The sequence below is a fragment of the Pseudomonas sp. Z003-0.4C(8344-21) genome (assembly GCF_900104975.1).
Classification (GTDB): domain Bacteria; phylum Pseudomonadota; class Gammaproteobacteria; order Pseudomonadales; family Pseudomonadaceae; genus Aquipseudomonas; species Aquipseudomonas granadensis.
Genome location: NZ_LT629756.1, coordinates 1984478 through 2011098, shown reverse-complemented (window position 1 = coordinate 2011098; position 26621 = coordinate 1984478). Strand labels below are relative to the sequence as shown.

At 60.7% G+C, this 26621-nt stretch carries 29 protein-coding genes; 4 read left to right on the top strand and 25 right to left on the bottom strand.

Annotation, left to right across the window (positions count from 1 at the left end; all coding sequences use genetic code 11):
• Positions 1 to 9: 9 nt before the first annotated feature.
• The 4 genes from dgoD to BLU24_RS09305 all read right to left on the bottom strand — a co-directional run bounded on the left by dgoD (position 10) and on the right by BLU24_RS09305 (position 3487).
• Positions 10 to 1158, bottom strand: a complete 1149-nt coding sequence (gene dgoD, locus BLU24_RS09320) for a galactonate dehydratase (protein ID WP_007908327.1) — start codon at positions 1156 to 1158, stop codon at positions 10 to 12.
• A 62-nt stretch (positions 1159 to 1220) separates the two neighbouring features.
• On the bottom strand, positions 1221 to 1841 hold the full coding sequence (locus BLU24_RS09315) for a 2-dehydro-3-deoxy-6-phosphogalactonate aldolase (RefSeq protein ID WP_093099455.1): 621 nt from the start codon (positions 1839 to 1841) through the stop codon (positions 1221 to 1223).
• An 18-nt stretch (positions 1842 to 1859) separates the two neighbouring features.
• Positions 1860 to 2849 (bottom strand): 2-dehydro-3-deoxygalactonokinase, encoded by a 990-nt coding sequence (locus BLU24_RS09310; RefSeq protein ID WP_093099453.1) that lies wholly within the window; start codon positions 2847 to 2849, stop codon positions 1860 to 1862.
• A gap of 155 nt (positions 2850 to 3004) precedes the next feature.
• Positions 3005 to 3487, bottom strand: coding sequence for a GNAT family N-acetyltransferase (locus BLU24_RS09305; protein ID WP_090285151.1), 483 nt, complete (start codon positions 3485 to 3487; stop codon positions 3005 to 3007).
• A gap of 224 nt (positions 3488 to 3711) precedes the next feature.
• Between BLU24_RS09305 and BLU24_RS09300 the strand changes: the two genes are divergently transcribed.
• From BLU24_RS09300 to BLU24_RS09285, 4 genes are all read left to right on the top strand, one after another.
• Positions 3712 to 4383, top strand: a complete 672-nt coding sequence (locus BLU24_RS09300) for an HD domain-containing protein (protein WP_093099451.1) — start codon at positions 3712 to 3714, stop codon at positions 4381 to 4383.
• A gap of 90 nt (positions 4384 to 4473) precedes the next feature.
• Positions 4474 to 4815, top strand: a complete 342-nt coding sequence (locus BLU24_RS09295; RefSeq protein ID WP_093099449.1) for a hypothetical protein — start codon at positions 4474 to 4476, stop codon at positions 4813 to 4815.
• Between the two features lie 47 nt (positions 4816 to 4862).
• On the top strand, positions 4863 to 5120 hold the full coding sequence (locus BLU24_RS09290; protein WP_093099447.1) for a hypothetical protein: 258 nt from the start codon (positions 4863 to 4865) through the stop codon (positions 5118 to 5120).
• Between the two features lie 63 nt (positions 5121 to 5183).
• The gene (locus tag BLU24_RS09285; RefSeq protein ID WP_093099445.1) at positions 5184 to 5564 is read left to right on the top strand and encodes a Rho termination factor N-terminal domain-containing protein; all 381 of its coding nucleotides are present in this window, start codon (positions 5184 to 5186) and stop codon (positions 5562 to 5564) included.
• 123 nt (positions 5565 to 5687) lie between these two features.
• Here BLU24_RS09285 and BLU24_RS09280 read toward each other — a convergent pair whose 3' ends face one another.
• From BLU24_RS09280 to fabF, 21 genes are all read right to left on the bottom strand, one after another.
• Entirely contained in the window at positions 5688 to 6608 is a 921-nt protein-coding gene (locus BLU24_RS09280) for a PfkB family carbohydrate kinase (RefSeq protein ID WP_093106563.1), read from the bottom strand.
• Entirely contained in the window at positions 6601 to 8067 is a 1467-nt protein-coding gene (locus BLU24_RS09275; RefSeq protein WP_093099442.1) for a purine-cytosine permease family protein, read from the bottom strand. The genes BLU24_RS09280 and BLU24_RS09275 overlap by 8 nt, the downstream gene beginning before the upstream one ends.
• 255 nt (positions 8068 to 8322) lie before the next feature.
• On the bottom strand, positions 8323 to 9321 hold the full coding sequence (locus BLU24_RS09270; protein WP_093099440.1) for an ADP-ribosylglycohydrolase family protein: 999 nt from the start codon (positions 9319 to 9321) through the stop codon (positions 8323 to 8325).
• A complete protein-coding gene (locus BLU24_RS09265; protein ID WP_093099438.1) occupies positions 9318 to 10031 on the bottom strand; it encodes a GntR family transcriptional regulator in 714 nt (237 codons plus the stop codon). Before BLU24_RS09265 ends, BLU24_RS09270 begins: the two co-directional genes overlap by 4 nt.
• A 283-nt stretch (positions 10032 to 10314) precedes the next feature.
• Positions 10315 to 11283, bottom strand: a complete 969-nt coding sequence (gene araH, locus BLU24_RS09260) for an L-arabinose ABC transporter permease AraH (RefSeq protein ID WP_093106558.1) — start codon at positions 11281 to 11283, stop codon at positions 10315 to 10317.
• 12 nt (positions 11284 to 11295) lie between these two features.
• Entirely contained in the window at positions 11296 to 12843 is a 1548-nt protein-coding gene (araG, locus tag BLU24_RS09255; protein ID WP_093099436.1) for an L-arabinose ABC transporter ATP-binding protein AraG, read from the bottom strand.
• Between the two features lie 53 nt (positions 12844 to 12896).
• Positions 12897 to 13901, bottom strand: coding sequence for a substrate-binding domain-containing protein (locus BLU24_RS09250; RefSeq protein WP_064361467.1), 1005 nt, complete (start codon positions 13899 to 13901; stop codon positions 12897 to 12899).
• 136 nt (positions 13902 to 14037) lie between these two features.
• Positions 14038 to 14856: an SDR family oxidoreductase gene (locus BLU24_RS09245; RefSeq protein WP_093099434.1), complete on the bottom strand. Its 819-nt coding sequence runs from the start codon at positions 14854 to 14856 to the stop codon at positions 14038 to 14040.
• A gap of 269 nt (positions 14857 to 15125) precedes the next feature.
• Complete coding sequence (locus BLU24_RS09240) at positions 15126 to 16001, bottom strand: SMP-30/gluconolactonase/LRE family protein (protein ID WP_093099432.1); 876 nt, start codon at positions 15999 to 16001, stop codon at positions 15126 to 15128.
• Between the two features lie 127 nt (positions 16002 to 16128).
• A complete protein-coding gene (locus tag BLU24_RS09235) occupies positions 16129 to 16845 on the bottom strand; it encodes a FadR/GntR family transcriptional regulator (protein ID WP_090285176.1) in 717 nt (238 codons plus the stop codon).
• A 192-nt stretch (positions 16846 to 17037) separates the two neighbouring features.
• Positions 17038 to 17598, bottom strand: a complete 561-nt coding sequence (locus BLU24_RS09230; RefSeq protein ID WP_093099429.1) for a DUF1285 domain-containing protein — start codon at positions 17596 to 17598, stop codon at positions 17038 to 17040.
• Between the two features lie 15 nt (positions 17599 to 17613).
• Positions 17614 to 18219, bottom strand: coding sequence for a DUF4823 domain-containing protein (locus BLU24_RS09225; RefSeq protein WP_090285180.1), 606 nt, complete (start codon positions 18217 to 18219; stop codon positions 17614 to 17616).
• A gap of 166 nt (positions 18220 to 18385) precedes the next feature.
• Positions 18386 to 19354 (bottom strand): GTP 3',8-cyclase MoaA, encoded by a 969-nt coding sequence (locus BLU24_RS09220; RefSeq protein WP_093099427.1) that lies wholly within the window; start codon positions 19352 to 19354, stop codon positions 18386 to 18388.
• 137 nt (positions 19355 to 19491) lie between these two features.
• A complete protein-coding gene (locus BLU24_RS09215; RefSeq protein ID WP_090285183.1) occupies positions 19492 to 20130 on the bottom strand; it encodes a TetR/AcrR family transcriptional regulator in 639 nt (212 codons plus the stop codon).
• 350 nt (positions 20131 to 20480) lie between these two features.
• The gene (locus tag BLU24_RS09210) at positions 20481 to 21272 is read right to left on the bottom strand and encodes a TatD family hydrolase (protein ID WP_093099425.1); all 792 of its coding nucleotides are present in this window, start codon (positions 21270 to 21272) and stop codon (positions 20481 to 20483) included.
• Positions 21273 to 21284: 12 nt separating this feature from the next.
• Positions 21285 to 21641, bottom strand: a complete 357-nt coding sequence (locus BLU24_RS09205; RefSeq protein ID WP_093099423.1) for a PilZ domain-containing protein — start codon at positions 21639 to 21641, stop codon at positions 21285 to 21287.
• 42 nt (positions 21642 to 21683) lie between these two features.
• Positions 21684 to 22667 (bottom strand): DNA polymerase III subunit delta', encoded by a 984-nt coding sequence (locus BLU24_RS09200; RefSeq protein WP_093099421.1) that lies wholly within the window; start codon positions 22665 to 22667, stop codon positions 21684 to 21686.
• Entirely contained in the window at positions 22660 to 23292 is a 633-nt protein-coding gene (gene tmk / locus BLU24_RS09195) for a dTMP kinase (protein ID WP_090285190.1), read from the bottom strand. Before tmk ends, BLU24_RS09200 begins: the two co-directional genes overlap by 8 nt.
• Before the next feature lie 19 nt (positions 23293 to 23311).
• Positions 23312 to 24484, bottom strand: a complete 1173-nt coding sequence (gene mltG / locus BLU24_RS09190) for an endolytic transglycosylase MltG (protein ID WP_093099418.1) — start codon at positions 24482 to 24484, stop codon at positions 23312 to 23314.
• A 3-nt stretch (positions 24485 to 24487) separates the two neighbouring features.
• Positions 24488 to 25303 carry an aminodeoxychorismate lyase gene (gene pabC, locus BLU24_RS09185; RefSeq protein ID WP_093099415.1) on the bottom strand — a complete coding sequence of 272 codons (816 nt, stop codon included), beginning with the start codon at positions 25301 to 25303 and terminating at the stop codon, positions 24488 to 24490.
• The gene (gene fabF / locus BLU24_RS09180) at positions 25303 to 26547 is read right to left on the bottom strand and encodes a beta-ketoacyl-ACP synthase II (RefSeq protein WP_093099413.1); all 1245 of its coding nucleotides are present in this window, start codon (positions 26545 to 26547) and stop codon (positions 25303 to 25305) included. Before fabF ends, pabC begins: the two co-directional genes overlap by 1 nt.
• Positions 26548 to 26621: the final 74 nt, after the last annotated feature.

The window sequence follows — 26621 nt, the reverse complement described above, 5'->3', positions numbered from 1 at the left end:
AGGAGTGACTCACCACTCGGCGAAACTGCCATCGGCATGGCGCCAGATCGGGTTGCGCCAGCGGTGGCCGACCGCCGCGCGCTCGATCACATATTCTTCGTTGATCTCGATCCCCAGCCCCGGGCCGTTCGGAATCTTCACGAAGCCTTTGTCGTAGTCGAACACGCGTGGATCCTTCACATAGTCGAGCAAGTCGTTGCTCTCGTTGTAATGGATGCCCAGGCTTTGCTCCTGGATAAACGCGTTGTAACAAGCCGCGTCGAGTTGCAAACACGCCGCCAGTGCAATCGGCCCCAGCGGGCAATGCAGCGCCAGCGCCACGTCGTAGGCTTCGGCCATGTTGGCGATCTTGCGGGTTTCGGTGATGCCGCCAGCGTGGGAAGCATCCGGCTGGATGATGTCGACGTAGCCTTCGCTCAACACGCGTTTAAAGTCCCAGCGCGAAAACAGCCGCTCGCCGAGGGCGATCGGCGTACTGGTCAGCGGCGCCAGTTCTTTCAACGCTTCGTAGTTTTCGCTGAGCACCGGCTCTTCGATAAACATCAGTTTGTACGGGTCGAGTTCCTTCATCAGGACCTTGGCCATCGGCTTGTGTACGCGGCCATGGAAGTCGACGCCAATGCCGACGTTCGGCCCGACCGCATCACGCACGGCGGCGACGTTGGCCAGGGCCAGATCGACTTTTTCGAAGGTGTCGAGAAATTGCAGCTCCTCGGTGCCGTTCATTTTCACCGCGGTGAAACCACGGCTCACCGCCTCTTTCGCCGCACGCGCCGTGTCGGCCGGGCGGTCGCCACCGATCCACGAATACACACGAATCTTGTCGCGCACCTGGCCACCGAGCAGATCACTGACCGACACGCCGAGGGCCTTGCCCTTGATGTCCCACAGTGCCTGGTCGATGCCGGCCAGCGCGCTCATGTGAATCGCACCGCCGCGGTAGAAGCCACCGCGATACAGCACCGTCCAGATGTCTTCGATGTTGCGTGGGTCTTTGCCGATCAGGTAGTCGGACAATTCTTCTACGGCAGCGGCAACCGTGTGCGCCCGGCCTTCGACCACGGGTTCGCCCCAACCGGTCACGCCCTCATCGGTTTCGACCTTGAGGAAGCACCAGCGCGGCGGGACGATGAAGGTCGTGAGTTTGGTGATTTTCATCTCTGCTCTCTTTTGTAAATGCAGCTTTTATTAGATGCAGCGCACGCAGCGCCGGAAAAGTCTTAACGAAGCGCTTTCCATGCGGCCACATAGGCCTTGGCATTGACCGCCACTTGCTCTGGTGTCATGCCCGGTTTGAACAGCCCGGAACCGAGGCCGAAGCCTTTCACGCCGGCATCGAGGAACGCCTGCATGTTGTCCGGCGTGATGCCGCCGACTGGCGCCAGCACCGTGCCCGCCGGCAATACCGCGAGCCAGGCTTTGACGACTGCCGGGCTCATCTGCTCGGCCGGGAACAGCTTGAGAATATCCGCGCCCTCCTCCAGCGCCGCGAAGGCTTCGGTCGGCGTGGCGACGCCCGGTGACAGATACAGCCCGGCCGCTTTCGCCGCGCGCAGGACCTTGGCATCGCTGTGCGGCATGACGATCACCTGGCCGCCGGCATCCTTCACTTGTTGCACTTGTTGCGCAGTCAACACCGTGCCAGCACCGATCAGGCAATCGGCGGGCAAGGTCTTGCGCAGGGTGGCGATACTTTCGTACGGCGAAGGGGAATTGAGCGGTACTTCGATGACGCGAAATCCGGCGGCATACAGGACTTCTCCCACAGCCGCGGCGTCCTGCGGTTGCAGGCCACGCAGGATTGCGATCAGACCGTTTTGCGCCAGTGCTTGCTTGAGCATGTCAGGCCTCCAGTCAGGTTAACGGGATGAGGAATCGATCAGTCCGGCGGCAAGCGCCAGTTGCCACAGGCCACGCTCGGTGGCCTGCTCGGCCAGCGTCACCCGGGCGAACCCGCAGGCGTCCAGTGCACGGCTGTAACGCGCGCAGAGTTGGCCGTTGCCGATCAGCACGATCGAAGGAAGATTCGGATTGTTGCGGCGTTGACGCTGCACCGCGGCGAGCGCGGCCAACTCATGACCGATCATCAGCCCGGACAGGTAATCCGCTTGCAGGGTCGGGCCAAGTTCACCGGTCACGCCCAGCGTGCGCGCACTGAACAAGGTCGAAAGCACGCCGAGTTCACCGTCCGCCGACAACGCGACCTGCACGCCGCGGTCGAACGCCTGCGCCTCGAAGGTGGCGCTGGGTTGTTGGGTGCGGCCGAGAATGCTGTGCTCGCTGAGCACCGCGAACACCTCGCCAGTCATGAACGTGTCGAAATGCGTGATGCAACCATCGACCACTTCGACCCACTTGGAATGACTGCCCGGCAAGCCGATCAGCAGATCAGCGCCCGCCTCGGCCGGCAGCTGCTGGAGGACACCCAGCACCTGGGTTTCCTCGCCACGCATCACATTCGGTAGACGCGAACGCTGAATCACCCCCGGCACGATATGCACTGGGGTACCGCGCAGACTGACGACTGTTTGTAGGGATTTTCCGAGATTGGCGACGTCCGCCGGCGTTTCGCAGTAGGCCGCTTCGCGCCAGCCCTGTGCGCTGCCGACCATGCCGCAAGCGATCACCGGCAGATCCGGCTGCGCATCGAGCCAGTCGCCACAGGCCTGATCAAACGCCAGTTCAAAACCATCGGCACATTCATGTCCGTGGATGATCCGCGGCGTCTTGGGCAACTGCATGATCCCGGACGACAGCGCACGCTGTTCCAACACCACACCGTCTGCCGCGAGTTTGTAAGCACGTAATGAGGTCGTCCCCCAATCGAGCGCGATCAATTGCGCCTGCATCGCTTCACCTGTTCTGTTTTTTGGCAGTGAGTGCGATGGACTATAAACCCGGGCGCGGGCAAATCTCAATATATAAATATCAATCCCATATAGTGAGACGAAAACAAAAAAAGATCGCAACATCGCTGATCGATGTTGCGATCTTCAGTAACGGATCAATGACCCTCGGCGAACTCGCGCAGGACTTTGCCATCCATGCGATACCGCACCCACTCTTCCTGCGGCTGCGCGCCGAGGGATTTGTAGAATTCAATCGCCGGCGTATTCCATTCCAGCACGCTCCATTCGAAGCGGCCGCAGTCGTTGGCGCAGGCGATTTTGGCGAGGTGGCGCAGCAGGGTTTTGCCGGCGCCGCCGCCGCGTTGTTCAGGGGTGATGTAGAGGTCTTCGAGGTACAGGCAGTTGCTGCCCAGCCAGGTCGAATAGCTGAAGAAGAACACCGCGAAACCGATTGGCAAGCCATCGCGCAGACAGATCAGGCCGTGGGCGGTGGCGCCTTCGCCGAACAGGCTGCGTTCGATGTCGGCAACGCTGGCAATGACTTCGTGGCGGGCCTTTTCGAAATCGGCGAGTTCGGTGATGAAGGTGAGGATCTGCGGTGCATCGCTGGGGGTCGCCGGGCGGATTTCGATCGTCATGGACGGGCCTTGTGTGCAAATTAAAGCGCCATACTAAGGCGCGCGGCGGCGCTCGTCACATGGCAAAACGGGTTAACTTGCCTGATTTGCCGAACACTGTGTCACCTGTGGGAACGAGCCTGCTTGCGAAGGCGTCCTTTTAGTCAGTCCTTGGGTCAACTGACAGAATGCCTTCGCGAGCAGGCTCGCTTCCACAGGTTTTGCGACAATCTGAAAGGATGTTTATGACCGTTGAATATTTCACGCCCATGCAGGCACTTGCCTCAGCGTTGCTTCCTCATGCTCTGCAGTCCTCAGACGACGGCGCGCACGACCTCGCCCACCTGCAGCGGGTCTGGCACAACGCACGCACGCTGCATGAAACGGAAGGCGGTGAGCTCGATGTATTGCTCGCCGCAGTGCTGCTGCACGATTGCGTATCCGTCGAGAAAAACTCGCCGCTGCGCGCTCAGGCTTCGCGTCTGGCAGCGGACAAGGCTTCATCACTCCTTCAAGCGATGAACTGGCCCAGCGAAAAAATCACTCAGGTCGCCCACGCCATCGAAGCCCACAGCTTTTCCGCCAACATCCCCCCGCTGACCCTCGAAGCGAAAATCGTCCAGGACGCCGACCGTCTCGACTCGCTGGGCATGCTCGGCGTCGCGCGCACTTTCTATGTCGCCGGGCGCATGGGCGCGGCGCTTTACGATCCGCAAGACCCCGAGGCGCAACACCGTGACTACGACGACACACGCTTTTGCCTCGACCATTTCCAGACCAAACTGCTGCACCTCGCCGAGGGTTTCCAGACCGCCACCGGCCGGCGCCTGGCACAGATTCGCCATCAGCGCTTGAAGGGTTTCATGGAGCAGTTCAAGGAAGAAATCGGCATCGACCCATTGGTAAACACACCATGACGAAACAAACCGTTCGTCGATCCTCAGGCACCAATCCCGACGTGCGGCGGACCAACCAAGGGTAAGGATTCCAATCACTGGAGAAGCCCTATGATCCCGTCAAGGTTGACCGCTTTCGTCTTCAGCGCCCTGCTTTGCCCTGCGGTATTCGCCGCCTCGTCCACGGCAGCGGGCACTGGCCCTACCGATCCGACCCCGCCTCGCGCCCCCGCCATCAACAGTGCTCCCGGCATGAATACCGATGGCTCCGGCGTGCCGTTGATCAATCAGCCACCGGCCACCGGCACCGACCCGCGCACGCAGGGCAGCGATCCGGGCCGTCAGGGCGGCATGAACACGCCTGATTCCCCCGCCGCGCCCGATAACGCCGGCCCCGGCGTCGGCTCGAAAACCACCACCGGTGGTTCGGGTTCCGAAGGTGCCGGTCAGTAGCAGTTCGCCGACGCGAGCGCCCTATTCACTCCCATGAAGAGGTAACCATGAACGTCGACAAAGACCTGGAAAAAGAAGTCCTCACCCGCCTGTTGCACGCGCATCCCAACGGCTTGGGCAAGGAAGTGCTGGACAATTACCGGGGCGAGAAAGTCGTGGCCAGCGCCCTCGCCGTCCTGCAGGAGCGCGGCTTGATTCATCACGGTCATGTGACCTGCAGCGAAGCGGGCGAGCATGAGTTGAACCTGCCGATCAAGCTCAGCGCTGCGGGCGTTGAAGCTGCACGCAAACTTGATCAGCAGTAATTGCGAAGTCGCTCGCGGCCGGTGCGGCGAGCGGCTGAAACTGCACACTGGAGGAGAAATCCCATGCCTCGTGGAAGCAAAGACAAATACACCAGTGAACAGAAGCGCAAGGCCGAGCACATCGAAGACAGCTATGAGAAAAAGGGCGTGTCGACAGATGAAGCCGAAGCCCGCGCCTGGGCGACCGTGAACAAGCAATCGGGTGGCGGTGAAAAGTCCGGCGGCTCCGGGCGCAAAAAACCGGCGAGCGCCAAGTCGGAAGACCGCAAAGAGTCATCGCGCCGAGCAGTGGCCAGTCGCAAGGGGCATTCGCGTAATAGCGAGACTTCGAAGGATGCGCAGACCGTCGACAGTTTGATGAAAGAGGCCCGGGCGAAGAATATTCCGGGACGCTCTTCAATGCGCAAGCAGGAATTGATTGAGGCGTTGCGCAAGGCTGGTTGAGTCTGATGGCCTCATCGCTGGCAAGCCAGCTCCCACAGATTTGTCGGGTGGTTGCACTATTGCACTTACCCCCGAAGACCCTGTGGGAGCTGGCTTGCCAGCGATTGCGATGTATCAGTCGCCTCAGGACTCGCGGATGAAAGCATCCACCTCAACCGCCCCCGGCGATGTCGCCGGCCCCCAGCGCGTCACCGCCAAGGCTGCCGCCGCGTTCGCCCGCCGTGCTGCTTCCTGGGCATTCAATCCTCGCGCCAACCCGGCGATAAACACCCCCGCATGCGCATCGCCAGCGCCGTTGCTGTCCACGGCTTTCACGGCAAACCCCGGCACATGCCGGCGCTCACCGGCGCGCTGAATCCAGCACCCCTGCGGCCCGTCACGCACGACCATCAAAACCGAATCCGGCAGATGTTCGACCAACCGATCCAACGCCTGGGCTATGTCGTCAGCACCCGTAAAACGCAATGCCTCGACACTGTTGCTGGTCCACACATCAATGCGCGGCAGCAACGCCTGCATCAGTGGCGAGTCCGGCGACTCCACCAGCGGGCCCGGATCAAACACCACGTTGATGTCCTTCGGCAAGGCCAGCGTCCAGTCGAGCAACGCGTGCGCCTTGCCTGGGTGAAGCAGGCTGTAACCGCTGAGGTACACATAGTCACCCGCGTCGGCGGCAACGCTGTTCAGGTCCTCGGCGGTCACCTCGCCTTCGGCACCGATATAGGAAATGAAACTGCGCTCGGCCGAGGCATCGGTGAGGGCCACGCACAAACCCGTGTCGCGTTCAGCAGGTTCAGCAATGCCAATACAGATCCCTTCAGCCTGCATCGCCTGGCGCGCCAGATCGCCGAAACGTCCCGTGCCGTGACGCCCCAGATAAACCACCGGCAGGCCGTTGCGCACCGCGGCCGCCATCACGTTGAACCCGCCGCCCGCTTCGAATCCCGCCGACTGCGCCAGCACGTCGCCGCCAATCTGCGGGAGCTTTTCCACGGCCATGACCAGGTCGATGATGACCTGGCCGGTGTGCAACATCTTAGGCATGAGCATTCTCGGGTTGCGCGGCGCGGCGATCTTTGGCCCCGCCCAGTACAAGGTAAAGGCCGCCGGCAACGACGAAGGTCACGATCCAGCCGAGGCCGTTATGGCCCAGCCACGAGTCGGACAGGAAACCTTTGAACCAGACGTTCTCAGCGGTGGTGCCGATGGTGGTGAAGCTGAAACCCAGCACGATGGCAATCGCCCAGGCACCAAACGCGCGCCATTCAATACCGCCGCGATACCAGTAGGCACTGCTTGGGCTGACGTCCAGCAGATCTTTGGGGCTGTAGTAATGACGATGAATCAGATCGACCACGAAGATCCCGACCCAGGCCGTGATCGGCACCGCCAGCAGGGAAATGAAGGTAATGAATGGGCCGTAGAAGCTGTCGGCGATCAGCATGAAATAAATCGAACCGGCGAAGATCGCGACGATATCGACTACCACCGCGTACACGCGTTTGACCTTGAGACCCAGCGTCAGCGTGGTCAGGCCGGCGGAGTACACCGACAGGTTGTTCGACAGCAGCAGACCGCCGAACGCGGTGATCAGGTACGGCACCGCCATCCACGTCGGCAGCATGTCGCGGATTGCCACGATCGGGTCAGTCGCCGATGCCAGATCGTTGTTGCCCACCGACAGCAAGCCGCCGAGGGTGATCAGCAGAACCAGTGGAATACCCGCACCGAACGCAGCAGAAGCGACCAGGCGCACGGCTTTGACGCTGCGGTGCTGATAGCGTGACATGTCCGCGCCAGCATTGGCCCAACCGATCCCGGTGCCGGCGGCCATGGTGCCGATGCCGATGATCATCGCGCTCAGCGGCGCCGGTGTGGCGTTGAATACGGCGCTCCAGTCGATGGTCGCGCAGAGGAAGCCGCCGACCAGGATGTTCAGCGCGCCGAACACGTAAGTCGCCCACTTCTGAATGACCAGCAACGTCGCATGACCGAGGCCGGACACTGCCAGAGTCAGCAGGACGAAAATTGCGATGAAGATCAGCGTCAGCATCGGCGCACTTTTTGCCTCGACCGGCGAGCCGAACAGGATCGAACACAGCGACAGCAGCACGAACGCCGCGGTAGTGGTGTTGACCGTTTCCCAGCCCAGACGCGACATCAGCGACACCAGCGTCGGGCCGATATTGCCGCGTACGCCGAAGATCGCTCGTGACAGGGTCAGACTGGGCGCGCGGCCACGTCGACCGGCAATCGAAATGATCCCGACCACCGCAAACGAACCGGCGGCGCCGAGGATTGCGACGATGATCGCCTGCCAGATCGCCAGCCCGCGAAACGCCACCAGCGTGGCGCCCAAGGGCAGGCCGAGAATGGAAATGTTGGCGGCGAACCAGACCCAGAACAATTGCAGCGGATGGCCGTTGCACTCGGCTTCCGGCACCGGCTCGATGCCGCGGGTTTCCAGTTGCCCGGCGCTCTGCCCGGCGGTCGATGAACTCATGAACGTGCTCCTGTTTGCCTTTTTTGTGGTTGTGGCAATGATGCAAAACGACAAGACAATCGGCCTTCCGAGGCCTGTCTGAGCGATCCATTGCGGGTGAATGATGCAAAAATTCTGGTGCGCCTATCGCTGGCAAGCCAGCTCCCACAGGTACGGAGTGAACCTTGAGATGTGCACTTTCCCTGTGGGAGAGTGAACCTTAAGATGTGCACTTTCCCTGTGGGAGCTGGCTTGCCAGCGATGGCGCCAGCCCATTCAGCGCAAGCCCAACAGCCCCTGCACCAACGGCTCAAGCTGCAACTGATTAACAGTTTTCACTGTTTCGATCATTGGATCAGGCCAGCACTCAAGCCCCAGGCAGGCCCCGAGCATCGCGCCGAGAATCGCCGCGATGGTGTCGGTATCGCCACCGAGGCTGGCCGCCATGCACAGCGCCTCGAACGGGTTCATCTCGCCGATGGCCACCTGCTGCGCCAAAGCGAAGGAGACCACCACCGATTCCTGCGACGCCACCGAAGTCCCAATCACGTCGTAGAGCAGATCCGCCAGCAGCGACTTGTCGCTGTCGACGCTGATGCTGCGCGCCCAACTGATCCGCGAGCCGATACGACCACCGGCGACCCAATGCCCGTGGGTTTCTGCCTGCTGGGCGATTTGCTGACCAAGGTTCAGCGCCTCGCCCAGATCCAGGCCATTGACGCCGGCAGACACCACCGCCGCCACCGCCGCCGCGCTGGAAATTCCCAGCGTGGTGTTGTGGGTGACCTGGCAGGCCTGCACCACGGCCGCGATAAACCGTTCGCGATCCGCCACATCGGAGGCGATCCCGACTGGGGTGATGCGCATCGCCGCGCCGTTGGTGGTGCCGTAGCGCCCGGCCTCTTCCGGCGAATGGCCGGCGAGAATCATTTCAATCGCACGCTTGGTCGACGGTCCGAGCAGATCCTGCGAGCCCTTGGCCTGCATCTCGGCTTCCCACTCGATCAGGCGCTGCGCGAGGATCGCCGGCTCGATGTGGCCCTTGCCTTCGACCAGCAATTGACCGACCAGAATCGCCTGTTCGGTGTCATCGGTAATCGAGCCTTTGGGCATGTTCGCGGCGATCGGTTGCAGCGGCCCGGCATCCTGCAGATCGGTGATCTGGCCGAAACGCGCCTTGATCGTTTCGCGATCGAGCGATTGCGTCGGCATGCCCAGCGCATCACCGAGGGCCAGACCATAAAAAGCGCCAAGGGCACGGTTGAGCGGGGTCATTTCGATTCTCCGAATTGCAGGTGCAGACGAAAATGCACCGGTTCGAGCAGGCTTTCGACCTGCTCCATGAAACGGTTCTGGCGATCGTAGGTGGTGCGCAGGGCTTTGAGGAAGACCGTGCCGACCGGGCGACCGAGCAGTTCGGCATCTTCGGCATTCAGCGGTTCGGCGCCGATCCATTGATCGCCGCGCTCGCCGATATAGCCATACGCGGCCAGGGTGATGGTCAGCGAGTTGTCGATCAGGCCTACGCGCGGCAGGCTTTCCAGGCCGCCATTGGCCGGCATCAATGAGCGTTCGAGGGACACCAGGGTACCGTCGGTAGCGCGCCGACGACGGTCGAGAGTGATGAATTGGTCAGTGCCGAAACGCACGAGCAGATCGGGCCGGGTCACGGCTTCAAGGCGCAGCACCTCTGTGTTGATCAGCGCCCCGCTGTCGGCCAGCGCCTGGGCCCAGCCGCTGCGCTGGTCGAGGGCAACACCGTCGAAGGTGACGATGGAGCCGACGCCGCTTTGCGTCGCGATGTAATTGCGCCGCTTCAGCTCGGCCAGCGCCTCACGCAGCGTGCCGCGGCTGACCTGGAATTCCTGAGCCAACTGATGCTCGCCGGGCAACAGAAAGCCGTCCTCCATGAGGCCGCTTTCGATGCGCCGGACGAGCTCGTCGACCACCCGTTGTTTCTTGTCGAATCGTACCTGTCTAATCATGTACAAATTGATAACCGAAACGGGGCGTGGCGGGCAAGGGATATTTGTGAGAGGTGACCGGTGGAGTGAGCAAAATCAAAAGCAAAATCAAGAGCCCCTCACCCTAGCCCTCTCCCGGAGGGAGAGGGGACTGAATGGGGGATATTGGAGCGCTTTGCAGAACTGAACGCGCTTTAGTGAATCCGTAATCGACCCGATCTTTCAGGTCGACGTAGAATGCAAGACACCTCGGTCGGCCCCCTCTCCCTCTGGGAGAGGGCTGGGGTGAGGGTAGCTTTTGACCTTAGCGTTGCTTCAGGCGGTCAATCACGACGGCCAGCAACAAGATCGAACCACGAATCACATACTGATAAAACGTGTCGATGTTCTTCAGGTTCATCGCATTCTCGATGATCGCCAGAATCAACACCCCGGCAATCACATGGCGGATCATGCCGATGCCGCCGCTCAGCGACACGCCACCCAGCACGCAGGCCGAGATCACTGTCAGCTCGAAACCCTGGCCGATCATTGGCTGCCCGGAGGTCATCCGCGACGCCAGAATCACCCCGGCCAGCGCACCGATCAAACCGTGCACGGCGAAGATGATGATCTTGGTCCGGTCAACGTTGACGCCCGCCAGCAGCGCCGCTTCCTGGTTGCCACCGATGGCCATGGTGTTGCGCCCGTAGGTGGTGTAGTTCAGCAGCCAGCCGAAGAACAGGAAGCAGACAATGGTGATCAGGATCGGCACCGGCACGCCGAACAACTGGCCGTTACCGAAGACGAAGAACGACTCCTGCGACACGCCCACCGCTTTGCCGTTGGCAAAAATGTAGGCCAGGCCACGGACGATCTGCATGGTCGCCAGCGTGGTGATCAACGCGTTGACGCGCAATTTGGCGATCACGATGCCGTTGATCAGGCCAACGATCAGGCCCATCGCCAGCGCCGCGCTGACACCGAGAAACACACTGTTGGTGTCACGCATCACCACCGCCGCGACCACACCGGCGCAGGCAATCACCGAGCCGACCGACAGGTCGAAATGCCCTGACGCCAGGCAATACAACATGGTGCACGCGGCAATGCCGGTGGTGGAAATCGCCAGCCCGAGACCGCGCATGTTCAGCGGCGAGAGGAAGTTGTCGATCAGCAGCGTACAGGCAATGAAAATGCCGATCGCCGCCAGCAGCATGACCCAGTCGTCGAGGAAGCGACGCATGTCCAGCGGTTTGCGCTCGGTCGGCAGGGTTTCGTTTTGGGTTGTCATCATAGTCACCTCTCAGTTCGCCACGCCGTCAGCGCGGTGGCGCGGCAAAGCCAGTTGCAGCAGGTTGGATTCGTTGGCCTGGTCGCGGTTGACTTCACCGCGCAGGGCGCCTTCGCACAGCACCAGAATGCGGTCGGAAATCCCCATCACTTCCATCAGGTCGCTGGACACCACGATCACCGAAATACCGTCGGCGGCGAGGTTATGGATGATCTGGTAAATCTCCGCTTTGGCACCGATATCGATGCCGCGGGTCGGTTCGTCGAGCAGCAGGACTTTCATCGGCATCGACAGCCAGCGACCGAGAATGGCCTTCTGCTGATTGCCGCCAGAGAGGAATTTGATCTGCTGGCCGGCATGCGGCGTTTTCACTTTCAACGCCTTGATCTGCTTGTCGGCGTTGCCCTTCTCCCACAGCCCGCGAATCAGGCAGCCGAGGCTCGAATGCGCGCCACGGGCACTGATGTTGATGTTCTCGGCGACGCTCGCCAGCGGAATAATGCCTTCCTTCTTGCGGTCCTCCGGGCACAGCAGAATGCCGGCGGCAATCGCGTCGCGCGGCGAGCGCAGCTTCAGTTCGTGCCCGCGCAATTCCAGACGTCCAGCGGTGTTGCGCTCCAGGCCGCTGAGCAGCCGAAACAGCTCGGTGCGCCCTGCCCCGACCAGCCCGAACAGGCCGAGGATTTCGCCTTTGTGCGCTTCGAAACTGATCGGCTCGCGCAGGCCCGGGCCGAGCAGGCCGTCGACTTTCAACGCCACGGCGCCGCGCGGGCGGTGGCGATAATCGTAGATGTCCTGAATGTCACGCCCGACCATGCAGGTCACCAGTTGATCGTGGGTCAGCTGGCTCATGTCGTCGAAGGTGCGTACGTAGCGACCGTCCTTGAACACCGTGACGGCGTCGCAGATACGGAACACTTCTTCCATGCGATGGGACACGTAGAGCACCACTTTGCCCTCATCGCGCAGGCGGCCGATGATCGCCATCAAACGGTCGATTTCCCGCGCCGAAAGGCTGCTGGTCGGTTCGTCGAAGGCAATCACATGCGCACCGCGCGACAAGGCTTTGGCGATTTCCACCAACTGGCGCTGGCCGAGCGACAGGCGCCCGACCTTGGTCTGCGGGTCGATTTCATCGGCCAGGCCTTTGAGGCAATTCAAGGCTTTCTGGCGCAGCTCGCCGCGATTGATCAAACCGAAACTGGCCGGTAAATGCCCGAGAAACAGGTTTTCGGCGACGGTCATTTCCGGGACCAGATGCAGTTCCTGGTGAATCACCGCGACACCGCTGCCAATGCTGTCGGCGGTCGATTTGAACGCCATGGTCTGCTCGCCGATCTGCAGCTCGCCGCTGCTCGGGATGTAAGCGCCACCGAGGATTTTCAGCAGGGTCGATTTGCCAGCGCCGTTCTCGCCCATCAGCGCATGAACCTGGCCGGGATGAGCGACGAAACTGATGCCGTCCAGCGCCTTCACGCCGGGAAAGGTTTTGCCAATCCCGTTGAAACGCAGGCTGCCGCTGGCGCTGTGTTGTTCTTGTGTCTGTACTTGCGCGTGCATAAAGCCACCTCTTCACACCGATAAACGGCCCGGCTGCCCGGGCCGTCGCTGCGTCAGTTCCACAGGCCGATTTTTTCCAGCTCTTGCTTGAAGTTTTCGCGGGTGATCAGGGTGACGTCATCCATGGCGGTGTACTTCGGTGGTTCTTTGCCGGCGGTGATCCACTCGTACATCATCTCGGCGGTCTTGTAGCCTTCGATGTGCGGGCTTGGCAGCATCGAACCGAAGAAGCCGCTGTTAGGCTTTTTCAGTTCGCCGATGGCGTCGGTGCCGTTGATGCCGATGCCGATTACATTGGTTGCGGCGAAACCGGCCGCTTCAGTGGCGCGCACGCCGCCCAGCACGGTGTTGTCGTTCATGCCGCCGATGATCAGGTTTTTCGCCGCGCTTGGCAGCTTGACCAGCGCCGAGTTGGTGGCGTCCATGCTGCCCGGTACGTCGAGGGTTTTCAGGGCGGCGAAGAGGATGTGATCTTCCGGCATCCCAGCCTTCTTCAGGGCATCGACCGAACCGTCGGTGCGCTTCTTGCCGGTATCGAGTTCGTTGTAGGTGTTGACCACCGCGTAGGTGTCTTTCCAGTCCCAGTTGCGCTTTTTCGCTTCGGCGGCCATGGCGGCGCCCTGCTTCTGACCGACTTCAAACGCAGCCATGCCGAGGTACGGCACGTCTTCCATGAATTTGCCGTTGGCGTCGACGAAACGGTCGTCGACAGCAATGACCTTCAGATCATTGATTTTGGCTTTAGCCATGATGGCCGGGCCGAGGGACACGTCCGGCGGGCAGATCACGAAGCCCTTGGCGCCATTGGCCGCAAGGCTGTCGATGGCCGAGAGGGTTTTCTCGCCATCGGGTACGGCGATCTTGATCAGTTCAAAGCCTTTGTCCTTGGCGGCTTTCTCGGCGAAGGCCCACTCGGTCTGGAACCACGGTTCTTCGGCCTGCTTGACCAGAAAACCGATCTTCACCGCGTCGGCAGCGAGCAGCGCACTGCTCAGGCTGAACGCAGTGACCGCCAGGGCAGTGCTGCACAGGGTACGAATCCCGAATCGACGTTTCATCAGATGACTCCTTGTTATTTTTTTTGAGCAAGGTTTGAAAAGCGTTGAAGCGTGTTCTCAGTGGAGCGTGTTGAAAATAGTCATATCGTATGATGATTGGATTGCAAGCGTAGTTCAGCGCTGCGAATCCGTTTGTTCAGTCGTGGTACATCACCGAGCGCCCACCATCGATGGTGATACACGAAGCGTTGATAAACGGCGCTTCGTCGCTGGCGAGAAACACCGCCGTCATCGCCACTTCCAACGGCTGGCCGATGCGTTTGGGCGGGTGCAGGTCGAACGCGCGTTGGCGCTCGGCGTGCGGGTCGGCGAAACCGTTCCAGTAGTCGACGTTCAGTTGCGTTTCGATGTAGCCCGGGGCGATGGCGTTGACCCGAATGCCTTTGGGCGCGTATTCGATGCCCAGCGCGCGGGTCAGGCCGAGCAAACCGTGTTTGGCTACGGGATACGGGAAGCAGCCGGGAATGATGTGGCTGGAATGAGTCGAGGCGATATTGATGATGCTGCCCACGCCCTGTTCGAGCATCTGCGGCAGTACCGCTTTGCAGCCGTACCAGGCGCCGTCCAGATCAATGGCGAAGCAACGGCGCCAGTCCTCTTCGGTCATCTGCAACGGATCGCGGAACACATTGACCCCGGCACAGTTGACCAGCACGTCGATACGCCCGTGCAGCTCAACGGCGCGTTTGGCCATGGCATTCAGATCTGTCTGACGCGAAACATCGGCCTGCATGGCTTGCACGTCATAACCCCGGGCGCGCCAGTGCGCGGCGACGTTTTCGACTTTTTCCGCCTGGATGTCGCTGATCAGCAGTTTTGCCTGTTGGCAGGCGAACGCAGCGACGATGGCTTCGCCGATGCCTTGGGCGGCGCCGGTCAGCAACACGACTTTGCCGCGCAGACGTTCTCCTTGAGGTGGCGCGGGCACCGGCGGCAGAGTAAGCGCTTCAGCCACGGTCAGACCCCTTTTTCGCAGGCGCAAAAAAACCGGGCATCGACCGATGTCCGGTTTGCAAGACCTGAAGAATTGAACAGGCAAGTACGCGCCACGACTTCAAGCCGTGGCGAGAAACGGACTCCGCGCTGGAGTGCGATGGATATTCGCTGCATCACTTCACCTGTTTTGTTCTTTTTAAGTGTGAGTGCGTGTTACTGCTGGAGCCGACTATAAACCCGACCGCCAAATAATCTCAATATATAATTTCGCATCCCATATTATGAGATCTAACCGGCAAAACGCGTACAGAGCTTTCCTGCAACATCGACACGCATCGACAGCACCGCGCCATCCAGCGGATGGTTTTGCGGGCTCTTGGCACTGGTGATGTACAGAGTTTTCAGGTCCGCACCGCCGAATACGCAACTGGTCGGACGGCTGATTGGCAAATCGATCTTGCGATCGACCGCACCTTCGGGCGTCAGACGCAGAAGACAGCTGCCGTCCCAGCGCGCATTCCATATGTAACCTTCAGCGTCCATCGCCGAGCCGTCCGGGCCGCCGTGCTGATCGGATTTATAAAAAACCTGCGCATCGTCGAGACTGCCGTCGGTGCGGATGAAATATTGATTGAGCGCGCTGTCGAGGCTGTCGCCGAACAGCAGTTTCGTACCGTCGTCGCTCCACAGCAGGGTATTGGGTATGCCCAGATTGAGCAGCAACGGCGTCACGCGTTGATCCGGATCGACCCGGAACAACCCCCCGGAGCGGCGCACAATCGGCAGGTCTTCACCCTGCTCGCCGATGTTGTTCTGCATGGTGCCAAGCCATAACCGGCCCCGTGCATCGCAGCGCGCCTCGTTGGGCCGGTTGCCGGGTTGCGGGTCGGCGACACAGAACAGCGTCAGCTTCGGTTCGAGGCCCGGCGAATCGAGGTCGAGGCGATAAACGCCGCTGCTCAGGGTCACCAGCGCATCGCCGTTGTTGCACGGAATGAACGCGGACACATGCTCGGGCATCTGCCAGATCTGCACGTTCTGGCCAATCAGACGCAGCACCTGTTTGCCGGCGATATCGACCCAGTACAGCGCCTGGGTCGGCGCGTCCCAGAAAGGACCTTCACCGAGCTGGGCGCGGTGTTCGGTCAGGGCGGTCCACTGCATTTGCGGGCTCCATTATTGTTGTTTTCTGTAGGAGTGAGCCTGCTCGCGATCGCGGTGCATCAGTGACGTTGATATCAACTGACGGGCCTCATCGCGAGCAGGCTCACTCCTACAGGGATCTGTGTGGTCAGCTGGCTTTTTTATCGGCCATGACTTTCGGGTAAAACCGCTTTATCGCCAGATCGGCGTTGTCGATCAGGGTCATGCAGGCCCACACACCGCGCGTTGAATCGCGGGCGGCGATGGCATCGGCCATGTCTTTGTGAATCGGTAACGTGCGACGCAGTTCATCCGGGTCGGCAGCAGACACTTCGAACGATACCGCGAGCAACGCGCCGAGGGCCGGGACCATCTGTTCGATAAATTGATTGTGGCTGGCGGCGAGAATGCATTCGTGGAAGGCCTGATCGGCGCGGTTGTAATCGATTCCGCTGTCGACTGCGCGTTCGAGTGCGTGATAGGCCAGTTTCACTGCTTCGATCTGTTCCGGGGTTGCGCGTTCACAGGCCCAGCGCACCGCCATCGGTTCGATGGTGCGGCGCAGATCGAGCAGGTCGTCGACGAAGTTTTCCGGCAAACCGTTGCGCGACAGCCAGCCGACCACTTGCGGGTCGAACAGGTTCCAGCGCCGCACCGGCAAGACTCGCGTGCCGACTTTCGGCCCGACTTCGAGCATGCCTTTGGCGACGAGGGTTTTGATCGCTTCGCGAATCACCGTGCGGCTGACCCCGAGCTGTTCGCCCAGATCCGCCTCGACCTTGATGGTCTGCCCCGGCCGCACCTGGCCCGCGGCGATCCAGCTACCCAGCCAGTCAACCGTCGACGCATGAAAGCTGCTGGACATGAACACCTCAAAGCGGTTCGCGATGGGTGCTTACGCTAATCATCATACGAATAACAGTCAACGAGATTTTTCAGCTGGAATACAAAACCCATGTAGGAGTGAGCCTGCTCGCGATAGCGTGTATCAGTCAACGCACTGTCGACTGTCTCACCGCTATCGCGAGCAGGCTCACTCCTACAAGGGGTACGGGTTTCAGGGTTCGAGACCGATTCGAAAGAACTCGCCGCCGCTCCACACGCCCAGCCAGCGCTGGCCATCGATTTCGCGGCTGACGGCCAACTCGACCAACTCGTAGAACACGTTGCGGTGGATCAGCGCTTCAAGATTAGTGCGCACATGCACATAAGGCGCGGGTTCCTGCGTCGTGGGATCAATCTCGACACGCAGCGGATGCTCGGGCCCGGCCTCGGTGGTTTCATCGACGTTGGTGGTGAAGCGCAGCACTTGCGCTTCACCCTCGCCTGCCACCTCAAGGGCGATTGCCACGAACGGCGCGTCGTCGACCTTGATCCCGACCTTCTCGACCGGTGTGATCAGGAAATAATCGTCGCCGTCGCGGCGGATGATCGTCGAGAACAGCTTGACCATCGGCTTGCGCCCGATCGGCGTGCCCAGGTAATACCAGGTGCCGTCGCGGGCGATGCGCATGTCGATGTCGCCGCAGAAGTCCGGGTTCCACAAGTGCACCGGCGGCAGGCCTTTGGTTTTTGGGATCTGTCCCAACAGGTCATTGGCTTTTTGCGGTCCACTCATGGCGTCCTCCTTCGGTTATTGGTTGCCGATCCCCAGCAGACTGCGTGCGTATTGCGCCAGTGGCGGGCCGATCAGGTCTTCAGGCTTGTTGTCGTGGAACGTCAGTAAACCGCCACGACTCTTGATCCGTGCAGTATCAATCAAATACTGGGTGCTGGTCTCGATCAACATGATCTGAATCACCCCGCCGTCGATACCGAGGCGGTCGACCGCTTCCTGATCGAGCCATTCATCGGAGTTGCCGATACGGTCGTCAGCCTTGGCGAAACGCGTGTACAGCAAGTAATGCGCGCCGGCATCGCGAGCTTCGCCCATGGCTTGGTCAAGGCCTTCGGGAGCGCGGGCGCGGCGGACCATCGGGAAGTACTCGACGAACCCCTTGAAGGCTTCTTCGGCAACCACGTTAGGCCGCGGATAGGAACCGCCCGGCGGTGCAAAAGCGCCCTGAGCGATGTAGATGAACGAGTCCGGCTGAATGCGGAAATTGTTCACGCGACGGCTGTCGCTGTGGTCCAGCAAACCGGCATCACTCATCTGGTAGCGAGTGCCTTCGGCCATATCGCTGACAGTCATACAGCCGCCAAGCGCCAAAACGGCCAGCAGCAAAACCAGGCTACGCATCCTATTCCTCCAAAGGCCGGTGACGGAAAACCGGCGAATGGCCGTTGAATGCAGCTTTTGCGCCAGCTCTGGAAATTGCTGACTTGTAGATCGCATCGCCAGCGGGCTGGCTCTTGCAGGATTGCGCAAAACACTGTGGGAACCAGCCCGCTGGCGATGAGGACAGTCAGCCGCCGATAATCTTCATGACCGTCGCACCACCGGAAAATGCCACCTCCTGCTTGTCCCCCAACGCCTTGATCAGCAAGCGTTGCAATGCCGGCAGTGCCTCATGGCGCGGCTTGTCGAGCAGATCACCGACATAGTGGCGGTTGCTCGACGACAGGCAGCCATGCAGCCAACCCGTCGAGGACAGGCGCAGGCGCGAGCAGGTCCGGCAGAACGGCACGCTTTCGTTGGCGATCACGCCAAAGTTACCCAGACCGGGAATCGCATAACGAACCGCCGTGGCATCGATCGGCGCGTCGGTCTGCGCATATTCGTAGCGCTCGCCGATCAGGCTAAGCAGTTGCTCGAGACTGACAAACTGCTGCAGGAACGCATTGGAGTCCTTGGCCAGATGGCCCATGCGCATCAGCTCGATGAAACGCAACTCGAATCCACGTTCCAGGCAGTAATCGAGCAGCGGCATCACCTGATCGAGGTTTTGCCCGCGCAACGGCACCATGTTGACCTTGATCTTCATGCCCGCCGCGGCAGCTTGTTGCATGCCATCGAGTACGCTGGCCAGATCACCGCCACGGGCGATACTGCGAAACGCTGCCGGGTTGAGGGTATCGAGGGAGACGTTAATGCGGCGCAGGCCGGCATCAATGAGCAAGGGGAGTTTTTTCGCCAGGAGCTGACCGTTGGTGGTCAGGCTGATGTCGTCCAGGCCCATCTTGCCGACGGCGCTCATGAACGATTCGAGTTTGGGACTGACCAGCGGCTCGCCGCCGGTGATGCGCAAGCGCTCAATGCCCGCCGCTTCGATCAGATACGCCACGCCGCGGGCCATGGCTTCGGCCGACAGTTCATCCTGCGCCGCCACCAGCCGCTTGCCGTTGGGCACGCAGTAGGTACAGGCGTAATTGCAGGCGGAAGTCAGGCTGATACGCAAATTGCGAAAACGCCTGCCTTGACGGTCAACGATCATGATCACTCCGGCGATGGAAAATCGAGCGGCTAAAACTTGACTTAGAATTCAAGTTTTAGCAAGCCCTATGCCTGAGTATATTCCTGCGGTATTGCGACATGTAACGAATTCACGGCGCAATAAGGCTGCTGAATGGCTCAGCTGCTTGGCGTTTCCGGGTCGCGCTTGCGCTTGTTGCCCATGCGCACGCCGATGTCCATCAGGAACTGGAAGAAGCCTTCCTGATCTTCCAGCACATTGCTCCAGAACGGCGAGTGGTACAGCGCAACAGCGCCGTGCACCAGCGCCCAGGCCGCGCAGTAATGGAAGTACGGCGGCACGTCTTCAAGCTTGCCTTCGCTGATGCGACCCTTGATCAGCAGGGTCAGGCGTTCGAAGTTCGAGGCACGGATCTTGTGCAGCTCCTCGACCATTTCCGGGACCTGATTGCCTTTGACGACCTTCTCTTCGAGACGGTCGAACAGGCGATAGCGCTGCGGGTCACGCATGCGGAATTCGAAGTAGGCGCGCGACAGCGCTTCCTTGTCCTTGTCGACGTCAGCCGAATGCAGCAGCTCGTTCAAATCGCGCTCGTAATCGAGCATCAGGCGCAGATAGATCTCGGCCTTGGATTTGAAGTGCTTGTAGATCGTGCCTTTGCCGATACCCACGGCATCCGCAATCATCTCGACGGTGACACTGTCTTCACCTTGTTCGAGGAACAGCTTGAGCGCGGTATCGAGAATTTCCTGCTCGCGGCGACGAAACTCACGGACCTTACGAGGTTCTTTGTGCATAAGAAAAGGTCTGAAGGGTCAAAATACGAAGCCGCGTATTATGCCTAAATTGCGCAAAAATGCACGGATCATCGACCATATCTGTGTTTACCGTTCATTTTGGGAACGTTTCAGAGGCAATGAGAACTCAACTGAAGCAAACGTATTCCAAATTTGTTTAAAAACCCCGACTGGCTTACTGGACTGCACGCCAGACTGATCAATACTTGAACTGTCGGGCGACATCTCCCCCAAGTGTCGCGCCGGTAAAGGTACCAACGGACCGCGTGCCTTTGTTTTACTCCTAATGGTCTTAACCCGGATTCACCCCCCAGAACCCGGGTTTTTTTTGCCTGCGATTTGGCCAGCCGCTACGGGGCAGATCTAACACTCGCCAAAGGGAACAAACGCTTGAAGTTCTCGGTGGTCTGCTCGGCAAAGCGCTCATAGTTCTCGCCGCGCAGCATCGCCAGAAATTCCGCCACCTCGCGCACATACTGCGGCAGGTTGGGCTTGCCGCGATAAGGGATCGGCGCCAGATACGGCGAATCGGTCTCCACCAGCAGACGATCTGCCGGCACTTTGCTGGCGACATCGCGCAACGCATCGGCATTGCGGAAGGTGACGATGCCCGACAGGGAAATGTAATAACCCATGTCCAGCGCGGCTCTGGCCATGTCCCAGTCTTCGGTGAAACAATGCAGCACACCGGCCTGGGGCAATGCCGCTTCGCGCAGCAGTTCAAGCGTATCGGCTCGGGCACCGCGGGTGTGAATGATCACCGGTTTGCCGGTCTGTTGCGCGGCCTGCAAGTGCAGGCGGAACGACGCCTGCTGCAGCTCGGCAGCTTCAGGTTCGTAATGGTAGTCGAGACCGGTTTCGCCGATTGCCACCACTTTCGGGTGATCGAGCTCGTGCAGCAGCCAGTCGAGCGCCGGCGCCGCGCCGGGCTGGACGTCGAGCGGGTGCACGCCGACCGAGCAATCGACATCGCTGTAGCGTTCGGCGAGGGCTTTGACGTCGGCGGCGTTGTCGGCGCTGACGCCGATGCACAGAAAGTGCCCGACGCCGCGCCCGCGAGCTGCATCGAGCGCAGCATCCAGCGAGCCGTCATGGGCGGCGAGGTCAAGGCGATCAAGGTGACAATGAGAATCTACGAGCATAAAAACGGCAACTTACATCGTGTGGGTGGGACGGTCGGACTTCAACGCTCCGGCCAGATGGGTTTCGATGCGACTGCGCGCGGTGTCGTCGCCATCGTTAAACTGCACGCCGACACCGGCGGCACGATTGCCTTGCGCACCTTTGGGAGTGATCCAGGCAACCTTGCCGGCAACCGGGATCTTCTCCGCCTCGTCCATCAGGTTGAGCAGCATGAACACCTCGTCGCCCAACCGGTAGCTCTTGTTGGTCGGGATGAACAAGCCGCCGTTCTTGATGAACGGCATGTAGGCGGCATACAACACGGATTTGTCCTTGATCGTCAGGGACAGGATGCCGTTGCGCGGGCCGGGGCTGATCGGTTCAAACATGTTCACCTCCACTGCTGATGTTCAGAGTCTAGGTACACATCTCTATCTTTGACCAGGCAATCCCACCCATTGCACCAACAATGCTTCGAGCAGCAACGCCGGATTGAGATTGGCCTTGCTCAGCACCTTCTGCCGTTGGGCGAGAATCCAGTCCTGAATATCGAGGACTTTACCCTGCGCACTTTTCTGCGCCAGGTACTGCACGACCTTGCGCATGTCAGGCAGACCGAGGCCGGCCTCGTCCTGAGTCAGTTGATAGCGCAGAATCAGGCTCGACCAGTCGCAGAACCAGTCGAACAGACGCAGCATCGGAATGTTTTTCCATTCTTCGGCCAATTGCGTCGGCGACTGCTGGCCCTTGAGCAACTTTTTTACGCCTTCAACCACTTGCGCGCGCTGCTCACGAACGCCTTGGGCTTGCAGGCTGACCGCCATCAGCGGCGAACCGGCAGCCAGCGTCAACAGTTCGACACGCTCGTCTTCGGAACACTCCGGCAACGCTTGCGCCAGCCACTTCAGACTCATCGCCTCACCCGGCAACGGACAGGCCTGCTGCACGCAGCGGCTCTTGATCGTTGGCAGCAAACGGCTGGTCTGGTGGCTGACCAGCAGCAGCACGGTATCGCCGGACGGCTCTTCAAGACTCTTGAGCAAGGCGTTGGCGGCGTTGATGTTCATCGACTCGACCGGTTCGATCAGCACCACTTTGCGCCCGCCCAGTTGCGCGGTCTGCACGACGAAACTGACCAGATCGCGTACCTGGTCGACCTTGATGGCCTTGTCGGCTTCTTCCGGTTCGAGAATGTAGTTGTCCGGGTGGCTGCCGGCCTTGAGCAAAAGACAGGATTTGCATTCGCCGCAAGCTTCCGGCGTCGGACGCTGACACAGCAGGCTGGCCATCAGACGCTCAGCCAAAGCCCGCTTGCCGATCCCGGCCGGGCCGTGCAGCAGATACGCGTGAGCGTGCTGGCTACGCCCGGCCAATTGCTGCCAGAGGCTGTCCTGCCACGGATAGGCCTCAGCCACGGCTCAGCTCCACCAGATTCGGAATCAGGGTATCCAGCGATTGTTGCACCTTGCTCAGTGGCTGACCGGCGTCGATCCGTACATAGCGCGCAGGATCGGCTTCGGCACGCTTGAGGAACGCACTGCGCACCGCCTCGAAAAAGGCCCGCCCTTCGAGCTCGAAACGATCCAGCCGGCCACGAGCGCTGGCGCGCGCCAGGCCGATTTCCACCGGCAGGTCGAAGATCAGCGTCAGGTCCGGACGCAGATCGCCCTGCACGAAGCTTTCCAGCGTGGCGATGCGTTCCAGCGACAAGCCGCGACCACCGCCCTGATAGGCGTATGTCGAGTCGGTGAAACGATCGCAAAGGACCACCGCGCCACGAGCCAACGCGGGGCGGATCACCTCGGCCAGATGCTGCGCACGCGCGGCGAAGACCAGCAACAGTTCGGTATCGGGGTTCATGACTTCGTCGGCCGGGGCCAGCAGCACGTCGCGAATCCGCTCCGCCAGTGGCGTGCCACCCGGCTCACGGGTCAGCACAACCTCGATACCGGCGGCGCGCAGGCGCTCGGCGAGGTATTCGCGGTTGGTGCTTTTGCCGGCACCTTCCGGGCCTTCGAGGGTAATAAACAAGCCAGTCACAGGCAGTCCTTAATCAAAGTCATTGCGCGTTTTCGGGGGTAGCGGCATCCGGTGCCGGCGCAGGCTCCTGCGGCGCAACCTGTGGCAGTGTCTCCGGGGCAGGATTGGGCGAGGCTGGCGGAATCGCTTCCTCGCTTGCCGGGGTTTCCGGCGCTGTTGCCGGCGCCGGGCTGGAGCGGTAATCGGCACGGCGCTTGAGCTGATACTCGCGCACCGCATTGTTGTGCGCATCCAGATCATCGGAGAACACGTGGCTGCCGTCACCACGGGCGACGAAATACAGGCTGGTGCCTTCCACCGGATTCAGCGCGGCATGAATGGCTTCACGTCCGACCATCGCAATCGGTGTTGGCGGCAGGCCAGGAATCACATAGGTGTTGTACGGCGTCGGTTCTTTCAGGTGCGCGCGTGTCAGCTTGCCGGTGTAGCGCTCACCCAGGCCGTAAATCACCGTCGGGTCGGTCTGCAGTTGCATGCCCAGCGCCAGGCGGCGCACGAAGACCCCGGCAATCTGCCCGCGCTCCTGCGGTACGCCGGTTTCCTTCTCGACCAGCGAAGCCATGATCAGCGCCTGATACGGCTCTTTGTAAGGCACATCGGTCGAACGTTTTTCCCACTCGCTAGCCAGCACTTCGTCTAGACGAGCAAAGGCCTTTTTCAGCAGCTCGGCATCGGACATGCCGCGCACGAAGCGGTAGGTGTCAGGGAAGAAGCGTCCTTCCGGGAACAAGCCTTTATGGCCAATCTTCGCCATGACGTCGCTGTCGCTCAGACCGCTCAGGGTCTGTTCGAGCTTCTCGTCCTTGGCCAATGCAGCGCGCACTTGATGGAAATTCCAGCCCTCGACCAGCGTCAGGCTGTATTGCACTACATCGCCGCGCTTCCACGAGTCGATCAGACCGTTGACGGTCATGCCCGGCTGCATGCGGTATTCGCCGCTGTGGATGGGCGTGCCGGCGAGGTTGAAGCGCCAGTACACGCGAAGCCAGAACGCGTCCTTGATGACACCATCGGTTTCGAGAGAAAGGAATGTACGGGTCGGCGTCGAGCCTTTCGGCACATCCAGCAATTCTTCCTGGGTGATGTTCAGTGGCTGCTCCAGCGCACTGTGAATCTTCCAGGCGCTGGCGCCCAACAGCAGCCCTGCCAGAACCAGTCCGGTTTCCAGCAGCAGCAAAAGTTTACGTCTCACAAATCAGGCATCCAATAGGGCGCGGGCAAGGGTTTGCAGTTTACGGGTGAGCGGGCCAGCCGGCCAGCTCAGTGCAGCGTAGGCGCGTACCGGCCACACGCCATACACGCTGTTGCAGACAAACACTTCATCGGCCCATTGCAGCTGTTCCAGGCTGATATCAGTGATTTGGCTGGGGATGGCCAATGACTCGGCCTGAAACAAAATTTCCGCACGCATCACACCGGCCACGCCACAGCGTTTCAAATCCGGAGTTATCAACACGCCGTCGCGCACGATGAACAGGTTGCTGAACACACCTTCAATAACGCGCCCGGTACGGTCGAGCATCAAGCCTTCGGCGTGCTCGCTGTCCTGCCATTCGGCGCGGGCGAGTACCTGTTCGAGTCGATTGAGGTGTTTGAGCCCGGCCAGCAGCGGCTGCCTGGACAAGCGCGTATTGCAGGGAAACAGGCGTATGCCGTGCTCAGCGTTGGCAGCGGGATAAGCAGCGGGAGGATTGCCTTGCAGAATGCGGCGGCCTGATGCCGTCGGATCGGGCGCATAACCGCGCTGACCGTCGCCACGGGTGAGGATGAGTTTGAGCACGCCCTCACCCATAGCTGCCGCATAGCGCAGCAGCTCGTCGCCGATCAGTTCGATATCAGCGACGATGGCAAGACGCGCACAGCCTTCGGCCAGACGCGTCAGGTGCCGCGCCAGCAGAATCGGCCGGCCGCCACGTACCGCGATGGTCTCGAACAGGCCATCGCCGTAAGCCAGGCCGCGATCTTTCAGCGACAGACTGTCAGCCGGTTGACCGTCGACCCAGCAGTCCATCAGCCTGCGAACCGGCGGAACGCCAGGGTGCCGTTGGTGCCGCCAAAACCGAAGGAGTTCGACAGCACGACATCGATGTCCATGGTGCGCGCAGTGTGTGGCACGAAATCGAGGTCGCAGCCTTCGTCCGGCTCATCGAGGTTGATGGTCGGCGGCGCCACCTGGCTGTTGATTGCCAGCACGCTGAAGATCGCCTCGACCGCGCCCGCTGCACCCAACAAGTGACCGGTCATCGACTTGGTCGAGCTGACCGACAGTTTGTAGGCGTGATCGCCGAACACCGACTTGATCGCATTGGCTTCGGCAAGGTCGCCGGCCGGGGTCGAGGTGCCGTGGGCGTTGATGTATTGCACCTGATCGACATTGATCTTCGCGTCGCGCAGTGCATTGGTGATGCAGCGTGCAGCGCCGGCGCCATCGGCCGGTGGCGAAGTCATGTGGAAGGCATCGCCGCTGGTGCCGAAACCGATCAGCTCGGCATAGATGGTCGCACCGCGCGCCTTGGCGTGCTCGAGTTCTTCGAGCACCAGCGCACCGGCACCGTCAGACAGCACGAAACCATCACGGCCCTTGTCCCACGGACGGCTGGCACGGGTCGGTTCGTCGTTGCGGGTCGACAGCGCACGGGACGCGCCGAAGCCGCCCATGCCCAGACCGCACGCGGCCATTTCGGCCCCGCCGGCAATCATCACATCGGCTTCGTCGTACATGATGTTGCGCGCCGCCATGCCGATGCAGTGCGTACCGGTGGTGCATGCGGTGGCGATGGCGTAGTTAGGTCCCTGTGCTCCGAGATGGATGGACAGGAAACCGGAAATCATATTGATGATCGAGCCTGGCACGAAGAACGGCGAAATTCGTCGTGGGCCGGTCTCATGCAGGGTACGACTGGTTTCTTCGATGTTGGTCAGACCGCCGATCCCCGAACCCATGGCAACGCCGATGCGCTCACGGTTCGCGTCGGTGACTTCCAGCCCGGCGTTGCGCACAGCTTGAAAGCCTGCGGCGAGGCCGTACTGAATGAACAGGTCGAGCTTGCGCGCTTCCTTGACCGACAGGTATTCCTCGACATTGAAGCCTTTGACCGAACCGCCAAAGCGGGTCGAATAGGCAGAAAGGTCGGTGTGTTCGATCAGACCAATGCCACTGCGGCCAGCCAGAATGCCCTGCCAACTGCTCGGCACATCCGTGCCCAGTGGCGACAACATACCCATACCGGTGACTACGACGCGTCTACGCGACACAGCACTCTCCTTTTTCAAATGACGATTTTGCATCAGGCCTAAAGAAAAAACCGCACGCCATGATGGCAGTGCGG

Bases quoted from the DNA above. Each gene is read 5' to 3' on its own strand.
- dgoD (WP_007908327.1), bottom strand. From the start codon at position 1,158: ATGAAAATCACCAAACTCACGACCTTCATCGTCCCGCCGCGCTGGTGC.
- BLU24_RS09315 (WP_093099455.1), bottom strand. From the start codon at position 1,841: ATGCTCAAGCAAGCACTGGCGCAAAACGGTCTGATCGCAATCCTGCGT.
- BLU24_RS09310 (WP_093099453.1), bottom strand. From the start codon at position 2,849: ATGCAGGCGCAATTGATCGCGCTCGATTGGGGGACGACCTCATTACGT.
- BLU24_RS09305 (WP_090285151.1), bottom strand. From the start codon at position 3,487: ATGACGATCGAAATCCGCCCGGCGACCCCCAGCGATGCACCGCAGATC.
- BLU24_RS09300 (WP_093099451.1), top strand. From the start codon at position 3,712: ATGACCGTTGAATATTTCACGCCCATGCAGGCACTTGCCTCAGCGTTG.
- BLU24_RS09295 (WP_093099449.1), top strand. From the start codon at position 4,474: ATGATCCCGTCAAGGTTGACCGCTTTCGTCTTCAGCGCCCTGCTTTGC.
- BLU24_RS09290 (WP_093099447.1), top strand. From the start codon at position 4,863: ATGAACGTCGACAAAGACCTGGAAAAAGAAGTCCTCACCCGCCTGTTG.
- BLU24_RS09285 (WP_093099445.1), top strand. From the start codon at position 5,184: ATGCCTCGTGGAAGCAAAGACAAATACACCAGTGAACAGAAGCGCAAG.
- BLU24_RS09280 (WP_093106563.1), bottom strand. From the start codon at position 6,608: ATGCCTAAGATGTTGCACACCGGCCAGGTCATCATCGACCTGGTCATG.
- BLU24_RS09275 (WP_093099442.1), bottom strand. From the start codon at position 8,067: ATGAGTTCATCGACCGCCGGGCAGAGCGCCGGGCAACTGGAAACCCGC.
- BLU24_RS09270 (WP_093099440.1), bottom strand. From the start codon at position 9,321: ATGACCCCGCTCAACCGTGCCCTTGGCGCTTTTTATGGTCTGGCCCTC.
- BLU24_RS09265 (WP_093099438.1), bottom strand. From the start codon at position 10,031: ATGATTAGACAGGTACGATTCGACAAGAAACAACGGGTGGTCGACGAG.
- araH (WP_093106558.1), bottom strand. From the start codon at position 11,283: ATGACAACCCAAAACGAAACCCTGCCGACCGAGCGCAAACCGCTGGAC.
- araG (WP_093099436.1), bottom strand. From the start codon at position 12,843: ATGCACGCGCAAGTACAGACACAAGAACAACACAGCGCCAGCGGCAGC.
- BLU24_RS09250 (WP_064361467.1), bottom strand. From the start codon at position 13,901: ATGAAACGTCGATTCGGGATTCGTACCCTGTGCAGCACTGCCCTGGCG.
- BLU24_RS09240 (WP_093099432.1), bottom strand. From the start codon at position 16,001: ATGCAGTGGACCGCCCTGACCGAACACCGCGCCCAGCTCGGTGAAGGT.
- BLU24_RS09235 (WP_090285176.1), bottom strand. From the start codon at position 16,845: ATGTCCAGCAGCTTTCATGCGTCGACGGTTGACTGGCTGGGTAGCTGG.
- BLU24_RS09230 (WP_093099429.1), bottom strand. From the start codon at position 17,598: ATGAGTGGACCGCAAAAAGCCAATGACCTGTTGGGACAGATCCCAAAA.
- BLU24_RS09225 (WP_090285180.1), bottom strand. From the start codon at position 18,219: ATGCGTAGCCTGGTTTTGCTGCTGGCCGTTTTGGCGCTTGGCGGCTGT.
- BLU24_RS09220 (WP_093099427.1), bottom strand. From the start codon at position 19,354: ATGATCGTTGACCGTCAAGGCAGGCGTTTTCGCAATTTGCGTATCAGC.
- BLU24_RS09215 (WP_090285183.1), bottom strand. From the start codon at position 20,130: ATGCACAAAGAACCTCGTAAGGTCCGTGAGTTTCGTCGCCGCGAGCAG.
- BLU24_RS09210 (WP_093099425.1), bottom strand. From the start codon at position 21,272: ATGCTCGTAGATTCTCATTGTCACCTTGATCGCCTTGACCTCGCCGCC.
- BLU24_RS09205 (WP_093099423.1), bottom strand. From the start codon at position 21,641: ATGTTTGAACCGATCAGCCCCGGCCCGCGCAACGGCATCCTGTCCCTG.
- pabC (WP_093099415.1), bottom strand. From the start codon at position 25,303: ATGGACTGCTGGGTCGACGGTCAACCGGCTGACAGTCTGTCGCTGAAA.